The sequence below is a fragment of the Flavobacterium hydatis genome (assembly GCF_000737695.1).
Lineage (GTDB): Bacteria > Bacteroidota > Bacteroidia > Flavobacteriales > Flavobacteriaceae > Flavobacterium > Flavobacterium hydatis.
This window is the reverse complement of the sequence record NZ_JPRM01000002.1, coordinates 163,920-174,369: the sequence shown is the minus strand read 5'-3', so window position 1 is coordinate 174,369 and position 10,450 is coordinate 163,920. Positions and strand designations below refer to the sequence as shown.

At 34.2% G+C, this 10,450-nt stretch carries 10 protein-coding genes; 2 read left to right on the top strand and 8 right to left on the bottom strand.

Going from position 1 to position 10,450, the window contains the following annotated elements; all coding sequences use genetic code 11:
- The 7 genes from IW20_RS02160 to gldB all read right to left on the bottom strand — a co-directional run.
- Positions 1-947 (bottom strand): DUF2931 family protein (locus tag IW20_RS02160; RefSeq protein WP_240478447.1); only part of this gene is annotated, 947 nt, incomplete at its 3' end.
- A 58-nt stretch (positions 948-1,005) separates the two neighbouring features.
- A complete protein-coding gene (locus IW20_RS02155; RefSeq protein WP_035618109.1) occupies positions 1,006-1,620 on the bottom strand; it encodes a hypothetical protein in 615 nt (204 codons plus the stop codon).
- 36 nt (positions 1,621-1,656) lie between these two features.
- Entirely contained in the window at positions 1,657-2,679 is a 1,023-nt protein-coding gene (locus IW20_RS02150) for a T6SS phospholipase effector Tle1-like catalytic domain-containing protein (RefSeq protein ID WP_035618106.1), read from the bottom strand.
- Positions 2,680-2,681: 2 nt separating this feature from the next.
- Entirely contained in the window at positions 2,682-4,535 is a 1,854-nt protein-coding gene (locus IW20_RS02145; protein WP_035618104.1) for a phage baseplate assembly protein V, read from the bottom strand.
- A 41-nt stretch (positions 4,536-4,576) separates the two neighbouring features.
- Positions 4,577-4,969 carry a type VI secretion system tube protein TssD gene (gene tssD, locus IW20_RS02140; RefSeq protein WP_035618101.1) on the bottom strand — a complete coding sequence of 131 codons (393 nt, stop codon included), beginning with the start codon at positions 4,967-4,969 and terminating at the stop codon, positions 4,577-4,579.
- A gap of 394 nt (positions 4,970-5,363) precedes the next feature.
- Positions 5,364-5,705: a gliding motility protein GldC gene (gene gldC / locus IW20_RS02135; RefSeq protein ID WP_035618099.1), complete on the bottom strand. Its 342-nt coding sequence runs from the start codon at positions 5,703-5,705 to the stop codon at positions 5,364-5,366.
- Positions 5,705-6,661 (bottom strand): gliding motility lipoprotein GldB, encoded by a 957-nt coding sequence (gene gldB, locus IW20_RS02130; protein ID WP_035618096.1) that lies wholly within the window; start codon positions 6,659-6,661, stop codon positions 5,705-5,707. The genes gldC and gldB overlap by 1 nt, the downstream gene beginning before the upstream one ends.
- Positions 6,662-6,761: 100 nt before the next feature.
- Here gldB and nadE point away from each other — a divergent pair, with 100 nt between their 5' ends.
- Both nadE and IW20_RS02120 read left to right on the top strand, forming a co-directional pair.
- Complete coding sequence (nadE, locus tag IW20_RS02125) at positions 6,762-7,568, top strand: NAD(+) synthase (protein WP_035618093.1); 807 nt, start codon at positions 6,762-6,764, stop codon at positions 7,566-7,568.
- Positions 7,569-7,660: 92 nt separating this feature from the next.
- A complete protein-coding gene (locus IW20_RS02120; protein ID WP_035618090.1) occupies positions 7,661-8,290 on the top strand; it encodes a LuxR C-terminal-related transcriptional regulator in 630 nt (209 codons plus the stop codon).
- Here IW20_RS02120 and dnaG read toward each other — a convergent pair.
- Positions 8,287-10,356: a DNA primase gene (dnaG, locus tag IW20_RS02115; RefSeq protein ID WP_035618088.1), complete on the bottom strand. Its 2,070-nt coding sequence runs from the start codon at positions 10,354-10,356 to the stop codon at positions 8,287-8,289. The genes IW20_RS02120 and dnaG overlap by 4 nt on opposite strands.
- Positions 10,357-10,450: the final 94 nt, after the last annotated feature.

Sequence of the window (10,450 nt, the reverse complement as noted above, 5' to 3'; positions counted from 1 at the left end):
GGATAAATACGAATACTATCTACCACAAGTGTTTCATTGTTTACGAGAACTTTCAAGCTTTGATTATCATTGGCAATTTTTACCTGAATTTCGTTTTCTCCCGATAACCCCTTAAAACGATCGAATAATTGATCTTGATTAAAGAAAATTCTGCCCTCAAATCGTTCATCTTTACTAGTTTCCCAAAAAAACTGAAATACACTTGGTAAAGCTCTGTCCCTTATTTTGTTCTCGAGCAACCACGGGTGCATGAGTTGATCTCTCTCTCCATTATAATATTCTGTGTTTATCTTAAATAATCTAAAATTAGGATTCTCCGATGTAAATACGGGTTTCCACTTATAGCGCAAACGATACATATCCCATAATGCACAATTAGTATTGGGAATAAAACTAATTTCTTTAGCTTTTTCTCTATTCACACTCCAATTTGCAAATAGCTTTTTTTCTAAATCAATATCATTTTTTATTACTTCTGCCTGATACCTGCCAATCTCTATAACTGTCATACCATAATTTGCCCAAACTACCACCATACCTTTGGGTGCAAAACCAAAAACAAGACTAGAAAAGTTATTATAACTTCTCTCATCAATTCCTAAATCTCCCTCATGTTTGTATTCAGCAATTGTTTTTCCTACTATTTCTTTGGTAGGATAATATCTTTTTATGAGGTCTTTCATTTTCTCAACCGGAAAATCAATTTTCAACCTATAAAAAGCATTGTCATAGCCTGCATAATAGGTTATATCAGCGCCTATTGGGGTACCATGTTGTTCTGTCCACATTTTTCCAGAGTCTCCCCATGTACCTGAAGATCCTCCATAAGGCATTCCGGCATGAATACCCTCAAGCGTAAAAATTTCATCTTTTACTAATTCTATTCTGTATTTATTTGCTGGATGACACATCTCAGCAGTCCACTCGGGAATATTATTATTTGTCATTTGGCAGCTAATTATTTGTACGCATGCTATACAGCAGACTATTATTTTTATCCATTTTTTATCCATTGTGTATTTCTCTTTTTCTGTATTTCCCTTCAAATGCCCCATCTTTTGATGGAGCCTGACTTTCCCTAGAACCCAACCCTAATTCATTGGCTTTTACCGACCAATGTAAGTATTTATTGCGTAGTTTTTTGAGTATCTCAATATCTATATAATCCAGATAGGATATTTTTTGCAGTTTCTCAAGATATTCTATATCAATGAGGTCTCTATTAGATAGCGGGTCGTTGTATCCCACTACATAACTATTAGGCAAATTATTGCAGGCATTAATATAACGATCTAAGCTTTTTTTGACAGTTTGTATAAATTCATCTTTGATAGTATGTTTTAATTCTATGATTTTTTCATCATATACCACCTTACTATCTTTAGAGAAATGAAACATTAAATTAAGCGGTATCTGGTCGTAGGTATTGTATAAATCACGAGTACCCACGATGCCCTGATATAATGTCATATTTTGAAGCGATTCGGGATTTGCTCTGGCCTTTAGGTTAAAATCGAGTTCTCGCAATTGTCCTGTTTTAAGCTGCTTATCCTTATACCAGCCCTCGTTAATCAATATTTTTTTAAATTTTTTAGATTCCTTCTCAGTATCGTACATCATATTATAATATGGCGCATCGTTTTTATAATACAATAACTAAATTTCTGTGGCATTGTTTGGATACGAACCGCCAATATCTGAGTGCACCCCAGGTAAGGTAAGCTCTAAACCACGCAAACCAGCACTGGTAATATCAGTAAGATCAAAATTCTCGCGATATTCATCGTCTGCTGATAATTGCAAGGCAAAACGCGCTTTCTTGATAGCAGTAAGATGTAAATCTTTTACATCATTACCATGATAAAACCCATGCGAAGACACGGTATCATACAACCCCACAAAATTGATTTGTATAGATTTTATATTAAACTCATTTTTTAATAAACAGGCTGCAAAATAACCATGTTTGCCCAGTAGTGGGCTTGAAGGAATCGAAAAATAAAAATCTGTCGATTTCATACCCTGATACGTTCCCGGAGCTTTTATTAAAACGGTATCGTCTTGAGTTGCTTCTATTATAGCAGCGCTATTGGCTACATACAGAAAATGTCTTGCAGCCGCTGCACCACGGCTAAAACCATATACGTTTACAAATAAAATATCAATCTCATCATCTTTGTATTTCTCCAGTCTTTCAGGCGCTTTCACACAGGCTTTTATTACTTTAGCAACTACACCACGATCACCCATACCTATTGCAATATCAGGAAAAACATCATCACTTTCCAAATCCTCAGTTCCTATGCCTTCTATGTATAAGGCTTTTTGAAAAGAAGATGTAGGGTCTATAGCATCATACCCACGAGCCACATTTGAGAAATCATTGGTAAAGCTATCGTCTTCGTGATTAGATTTTTTATGATCTTTTCCTTTCTCCGTATTAGTTTTATTGTTTTGTGTACCATCAAAAAAAATATTTAATGTAATCGTAATACTTTTTTTTAATGAATCTACAGGATGTAATGGCTCATAATCATGATGTATAATACCTCCCTCTTCGCCATGCCAGTTATTATGTTCTGCTGCAATAAAATTTACATCTCCTTTGGTTGCTCGTATATCTATATTTCCCTTAGCAGTTTTGGTTAATGTGCCGCCTATAATTCTTGTAATTCCCATAATTATGCGTTTCTAGAAGTTTCTCCACTGTGGTTATTTACATTTTTAGCTCCTCGTACATCTATACCTTTCTCGGTACTACTTAAAAATACTTCCTGAGCCGTTTCTTTAATATCATCGCTTTCGATTTCTTTTTTTCCTCCTACCCATTCGAACATATTTCCTATAACATTTAAGATATAATTGGTTCCTATAGATAGGTTATGATATAAACCAACCGTAGTTTCTTTATACCCTCCAGCACTTTCACTAATATTCATTCCTGCATTGGTAACAATATTTTGTCCTGCACTCATAATGATATCTTCCCCAGCTTCAATATCTATATTTTTTGGGGCGACAAGTTTAATACTTCCATTACCATCCATGAAATATTTATTTCCGCTTGGGTCTTCTATCAAAAGGCTTCTCTCGGCATCGTTATACATAATCATAATTCCAGAACGGGTACGCATTACTTTCATATCATTATTAGGCGTGGCATATCCGCTTTTTTCTTTTGTACTAGATATTGCTCCTGTAACAATTGGCATTTCGGGATTACCTCCTTGAAAATCGACAAAAACTTTTTCGCCTACCTCGGGAATCCAATATATACCTTTACCATCTCCGCCATGTTGTTGCAACATTGGGATAAACGGTGTGGTTTCGCCTTTGGCTTCTTGCCATGGCATTTGTACGGTTACACCTCCAAGTCCGTCGGGATCATCATTAGAAATTACTATTGCCGACTGACTCTCACAACGTGGGACTAAATCGGGATTTGTTTTTGGCGAAAATACTGCTCCGTTAAAGTTTACTGCCGTAAAATGGTTTTCGTATCCTCCGCCATCATCGCAAGTATGGGTTATCTTGGTTACTCTATAAGTACTTTCTAGTTGTATATCGACTCCAGTTATCCTTACTGTATTACCAAGAGTGACTCCTGGAACTTCGCTAGAAGCTTTTATTTGCATTAACTTGCTTGCTATTGCACGCATTTTATTCTTAGCATATTCTTCGGTCGCTGTTTTTCCGTTTCCTCCTATTGCATTCTGATTAAGTTGTATTACGGTTTCTCTATTAAATAAGGAATCCGATTTATTGATGAAATTTTGGTGAAATCCGTCGGCTTCTTTTTTATATTTTGCAGTATCATCCAGAAAATATTCTCCTTTTCGATTATCATTCTCTATCGTTTTAAATAAAGTTGGAGCTAATTTTATTTTATAACTAAAATCACGCATATTAATTCCATAAACAAGATTTGGGTCTGTTCCTGAACTTCCCGGACTTCCGAAAACCATCGCACGTCCTGTATCATAAAACCACTGTCCGTGGCGCATTGCCAAACGATTCAGAAAATTAAAATCGCTCTCGTTGTACTGTACGGTGTAAGCCAGATTATCTTTATAATAAGGAGTTACATTCATGTCGATTTCATAACCTGATTTAATTTTATTTACAATGTCACTTAACGGCATCATAGTAAATGAGTTTGAATCTGGACCATTATCAAGAATTATCGATGTACTATATCCTTTAATTAATATGGTTTCTTCCATACTATTGCTAATCGATTTTTGCAAGTTTACCTTGGTAATAATCCCATAAAACTGCATGATGTAATCTTTTGGGTTTGTAATAATCATAAGATCATCCAGATCCGGAATTGGTTTTATCTCAATGCTTATTTTTTCGCCCATTAGCTGCTGCGAAACTGGCATAACGCTTTTAAATTCGTCTACCAATGTGTCTTGTCTTATTTGCAGAGTGAAAGTATGATGGTCGTGAATTTTTTGGACAATTTTTAGCCCACTAAAATTCCTGATTAATTTTTCGCCTATTTTTATTGTAGTGTGGGTTTGTAATGCCATAATTGTAGTTGGTTAAATTATTTTGCAGGAAGCCTTGGTTGTTAAGAATTTTTCCAATTATTCTCGAATATGGTATTACCTATTTTTACTTCGTTGGAACTAATAAGGATTTCGGTTATCATGGGAACATTGCCTTCACTACGAAAACTTTTGCGAAATGAGATACAGAATGCTTTCTTGAAAGTCACATTTTTCATGGTACTCATTGCGTCTCTGCGATAAAAAATAATTTTTCCGTTTTTGGTACTTGTGTGCGATACCATCCAATCCGAAAACAAATCGGTTTGGGTGCTTTCTACAACCAATCTTATTTGTCCTCCTTTGGTTTTATTAGAAGGTTTACCATTGTTGTCGGTATTTTGATCTAGGTTTATATCAAATTCTAAAACATTAAATATCTCGTTATCTAATTCTAACTTTGCTAAAAAACTCATCTGCTTATTTTTTAATTGGTTTGTTGTATAATGACTTGTTCGCTTTTGAGTGATTTAATATTGTCTGAAAGCGATTATTTAAAAAAGGTTTTCACAAAAAAGGCTTTCGTAAAGTAAGTCTTGATTTTCTATTTGAACAGACTACATAAATCATATAAGCATCAGAATAAGACTTTATTTTCAGGGTAAAAGCGCAGACGAGCTCTTCTTATAAATCTTAAAAAACAAATACGGGGTTCTAGTTTTTTTTAGCCCTGATGGGAACGGCATCCTTTTATGGCAGCGTTTGCCATAAAAGATATAGTGTACAGCAGGAGATTGCTCCATAAAAAAAACGCTATAAAACCTAAGTCTTATAGCGTTTTTCCAAATAAATGGTATTAATATAAATCGATTACGATTTTTTCAATTCTAGCTTTTCAGCAAAATAATCACAGAAATCTTTCATTGTGTCCGACATTTTTTCATCGTCTGTTGCACGTTTAAAAGTATCTGCCATAGCTACTAAAGTTTGATGAAAGAAAATTTTCATTTCATCTACAGGCATATCTTTTGTCCATAAATCAATACGCATAGTTTCCTGTACTTTACTATCCCAGATAGAAAGCATAATTGCTTTTGCATCTTGAGCCTCGACTCCACCGTCTTTTGCCGACCATTTTAATTTTTCTGGCACGCGGTTTTCGTCTAATTCTATAAGGAAATTAATTTCCGAGGTTTGTTTATTATCTGACATTACTTCTTAGGTTTATATTTTGACTTTTCAAAAATTTCTTTTGCGTTGGTTTTTAATAATTGCTCTATCGACACCTCATTGTTCTTCATATAAGAACGTACAATTTGCCAACCAATCCAGGTTCCAACGCGCCCTGGAGATTCGTTATCTATTTCTAGGTAAAATTTAGAAAATGGTGCTGTATTTATAAATCGTGTTGTAAGTTTTGCATCATCGCTATACAACATTTCTTTTTCTATAAAATAACGCCACATATATCCTTCATTCTCTTCACACCATTTTATTTGTTCTGGTGTATATCCTATTTTGTCTGCATCGGTATAATCTGGCAAAAGCATATCTTTTAAATACAACTGCTTTCCATAATATACCATTTTGCTAATTAAGTTCTTATCGGTAACAGGCGAGATTTTCTTTTGCGAAAAACTAGAAACTACATCTGGCATAATTTGTTTCTCTTCAAAATTCTCTTTTATATAATTAGGAAATTGATAAAACTTATGCTCTTTTCCTAAATACAGTTCAAGCGCTACTACAACCAAACTATCGGCATAAATTGCTTTATTATTATAATCCATTTCAGAGATTATTGTAATAACCTTTGGCGTTTTAGTTTTAGGAAAATAATATTCTATATGCTGGAATAGTTTATTAAACTCTTCTCGAACTGGCTCAAAATTGCCATACTTTTTCTGAACTTCGGCATACAGTTCTCTCCAAAGCGGATTTTGCATTTTTTCTAACCAAACTGCATCATCATTTCCTGCTGGAAAAAAATATGGATATTCTTTTTTTACTTTACCCAGATCTTTTGGCTGGCTCTCAAAAAACACTTTATCAAAGCGTTCTACTTTAATATCAACAGGAATTTCTTCTACCGCTTTTTCAATTTTGCTTTTTTGGTCGCAAGACAAAAAAAAGACAGATAGAGCGATAGCAAACCGATATATTTTCATTTTATTTTAATTAAGTTTGTGTTGCAAAATTCTTTAAGTAAAGACTACTTAAATATAATTGTGCAAATATACATTCCTGTATTTTAAAACTTAAACTATTATGGCTAAAAAAAGCACTATTCAGACAGAAAAAGTAAATACCTACATTGTAGAGTGGTTAAAAGATTACGCTAACAATGCTAAAGTGAATGGTTTTATTATAGGAATTTCTGGTGGTGTCGATTCGGCTGTAACCTCAACATTATGTGCTCAAACCGGATTAAAGGTTTTATGTGTAGAAATGCCAATACACCAAGCTCCAAATCAAGTTTCTAGAGGACGAGAACACATCGAACAATTAAAAAAACGGTTCCCAAATGTCTCTAATATCGAAACTGACTTAACAAGTACTTTTGAAGCTTTTAAGGACTCAATTCCTAATGATGCTGATCTTGCAAAAGTAAATTTATCGCTTGCTAATACTCGTGCTCGTTTGCGCATGACAAGCTTATATTATCTGGCTGGAATTTACGGATTATTGGTTGCCGGAACAGGAAACAAAGTCGAAGATTTTGGCGTAGGTTTTTACACAAAATACGGAGATGGTGGCGTAGATTTGAGCCCAATAGCCGATTTAATGAAATCTGACGTGTACGCATTAGGCGTATTTCTTAAAATTCCTGACTCAATTTTAACAGCTGCACCAACTGATGGTTTGTTTGGAGATAACAGAACAGATGAGGATCAATTGGGGGCAAGTTACGACGAACTAGAAGAGGCAATGTTAGCCGATGAACTAGGAAAATCAGCTGCTGACTTTGTAGGAAGAGAAAAAATAGTTTTCGAAATATACAAGAAATTAAACACAGCCAATCAACACAAAATGAATCCTATACCTGTGTGTTCGATACCTAAAAAGTTAAAATAATCATTTTTATACTGATTTGCAATAAATTACAGAATTTATTTATTAATTTTACAGTTCCAAAAAAAATGAACAATTCTTAAAAAGGTAAAACTATGATTAAAGTATGTTTAGCAGACAACCACCCTGTGACGCACTTTGGCGTTAAGTCGTATTTTAAAGACCATGATGACATTTCAATTGTTGCAAATGTAGGCAACTTTACGATGGTAAAAGACATCCTTCAAACAAAAGACATCGACATTCTTATTTTAGATTTAGAATTAGAAGGTCTAGCTAGTATTTTTGAAGTTAAGTCTATTCTGAAAAACTTTCCAAAAACAAAAATCATCATCTTCAGTAATCTTTCTGAACAAATGTATGCTCCAAATGCCATAAAAGCTGGTGTTTCGGGATACATTCACAAAACAGAAAAACTAGAAACTCTGGGGATTTCGATTATCAAAGTTCACGAAGGTAAAATTATCATCAATGAAACTGTACGCAAGAACATGGCATTGATCGCAAAACAAAGCAAAAGCGAACGTTTGTATCGAAAACTTTCTAACAGAGAGATCGAAGTATTACGTTACTTAAGCGATGGTAAGAAAAACAACGAAATTTCTAAAATTCTAAATCTTAACGAAAAAACAATTAGTACTTACAAACTAAGATTACTAACAAAATTAAACGTTACTAATTTAGTAGATTTGGTTAATAAAGCCAAAACACTAGAAATTATTTAATTATGATAACGGGACATTACCCTCCCGAGTTTTCTCGAAAACGAATTAATTAATTTAGAGTAATCTACCACCATTAACAAGAGCTCCATATTATCTTCCTTAGGGTCTGATACTATGGAGCTTTTTAATTCCTCTATAAGCTTATCGACCAAAAACCAACGCATAGACAAAATTGTCTCTGTTACATATTGACTTATTGATTCTGATTTCCCTTTCGAAAAAATATTTTGACCTTCCCAATCATGTAGTGTAACTTTTTCATCTTCCATCAAAATATCTGTAACTTCCTGAGCAAAATCAGGCTGTAAGCGCATTAAATATTGCTCTAAACTAAATTTTTCATTCTGATGATAGAAAGCAATTAAATCTGTAAAAATATCTCGAAACAGATTATTAGAAAGCTCTACTTCATCTTCCTGCAAACTCAAATAAATTCGCTGAAAAACTTTGTATTCCTTCATTTCCGTTACAGTTTCTATTTCGCCTTCTCCATTACTTCTCAAGAAAACATCTTCAAACTCTTCTGTCTTATCTCCATAAAGCAATAAAATCTCAATTACTTTACGTTCTAAATAATATAAAATATCAACTTTTTCTGCCTGTTGCTCTACCGGATATCCTGGCTCTCCCGGATAATCATCTGGCGGCCCGTTTCTTGGATCTTCTGGATCACCTCCTGAATATCCTGTTTGTTTTGGCTTTTGGTTTCTATGAACCTCAAAAGGCTTTTGCTCCTGCTTTTGCTTTTTACCAACTTCTGCAATATCCTTTTGAATCAACTGCGCCAAAGTACTCACAAGTACCTGCTCTGAGATATCCATAATTCTGGCACATTCCTGAACATAAACTTCACGCTGAATCCTGTCTGGAATTTTAGAAATACTCGTAACCATATCCCGAATCAAATCGGCTTTCTTTATAGGATCATTTTTTGCTTCATTCATTAACAACGAAGCCTTAAACTGTATAAAGTCTTTAGCATTGTTCTCTAAGTATGCAACCAAATCATCATGCGAAGTTTTTCTGGCAAAACTATCTGGATCATCTCCATCAGGAAAAGTACAAACTCTTACATTCATACCTTCTTCCAGAATCAAATCGATTCCTCTAATAGACGCTCGTAATCCCGCAGCATCACCATCAAAAAGTACAGTAATATTTTTTGTTAATCTGTTTACCAGCCTAATCTGATCTGGTGTTAATGCAGTTCCCGAAGAAGCAACTACATTTTCTATCCCGGCTTGATTAAACTGAATTACATCTGTATAACCTTCAACTAAAAAACAATTATTTTGTTTAGCAATAGCTTGTTTGGCCTGAAAAATACCATACAATACTTTACTCTTATGGTAAATATCACTCTCTGGTGAATTTAAATATTTTGCAGCTTTTTTGTCATTGGTTAAAATACGTCCTCCAAATCCAAGAACACGCCCCGACATACTTTGTATCGGGAACATAACACGTCCTTTAAACCTATCAAATGGGCGATCTTCTTTACCAATTGTTAGCCCTGTACTTTCAAGAAATTCAAGTTTATATCCCTGACCAAGTGCTTCTTTAGTAAAAGCATCCCAAGTTTCTGGAGAATATCCCAGTTCGAATTTTTTAATTGTTTCATTGGTAAATCCTCTTTCTTTAAAATAAGAGTAACCAATTGCCTGACCTTCATCTGTTTTTAAAAGTACATTATGAAAATATTTTTTAGCAAACTCAGAAACTAGATACATACTTTCACGAACATCTGTAATGGCTCTTTCAGCATCCGTTTGTTCGGTTTCTTCAATTTCGATATTATATTTTCTTGCCAAATATCGAATGGCTTCCGGATACGTGAAATGTTCATGTTCTATTAAGAAAGCAACTGAGTTCCCCCCTTTTCCAGAACTAAAATCTTTCCAGATTCCTTTTGCAGGCGATACCATAAACGATGGTGAGCGCTCATCCGAGAATGGGCTCAATCCTTTAAAGTTACTTCCTGCGCGTTTTAAATGTACAAAATCGCCAATTACCTCCTCTACTCGAGCAGTTTCAAAAACGGTATTTATAGTATTTTGTGAAATCAAAACGTATTATTTTTTTAAAGTTTGAAGCTTGCAAAATTACACAAATCAAACTTGATATTCTGAATTATATGAAACAAAAAAAGCACTTCTCCCG

Coding starts and splice junctions, on each gene's coding strand:
- IW20_RS02145 (WP_035618104.1), bottom strand. CDS start 4,535: ATGGCATTACAAACCCACACTACAATAAAAATAGGCGAAAAATTAATC.
- IW20_RS02150 (WP_035618106.1), bottom strand. CDS start 2,679: ATGGGAATTACAAGAATTATAGGCGGCACATTAACCAAAACTGCTAAG.
- nadE (WP_035618093.1), top strand. CDS start 6,762: ATGGCTAAAAAAAGCACTATTCAGACAGAAAAAGTAAATACCTACATT.
- IW20_RS02120 (WP_035618090.1), top strand. CDS start 7,661: ATGATTAAAGTATGTTTAGCAGACAACCACCCTGTGACGCACTTTGGC.
- gldC (WP_035618099.1), bottom strand. CDS start 5,705: ATGTCAGATAATAAACAAACCTCGGAAATTAATTTCCTTATAGAATTA.
- tssD (WP_035618101.1), bottom strand. CDS start 4,969: ATGAGTTTTTTAGCAAAGTTAGAATTAGATAACGAGATATTTAATGTT.
- IW20_RS02155 (WP_035618109.1), bottom strand. CDS start 1,620: ATGATGTACGATACTGAGAAGGAATCTAAAAAATTTAAAAAAATATTG.
- gldB (WP_035618096.1), bottom strand. CDS start 6,661: ATGAAAATATATCGGTTTGCTATCGCTCTATCTGTCTTTTTTTTGTCT.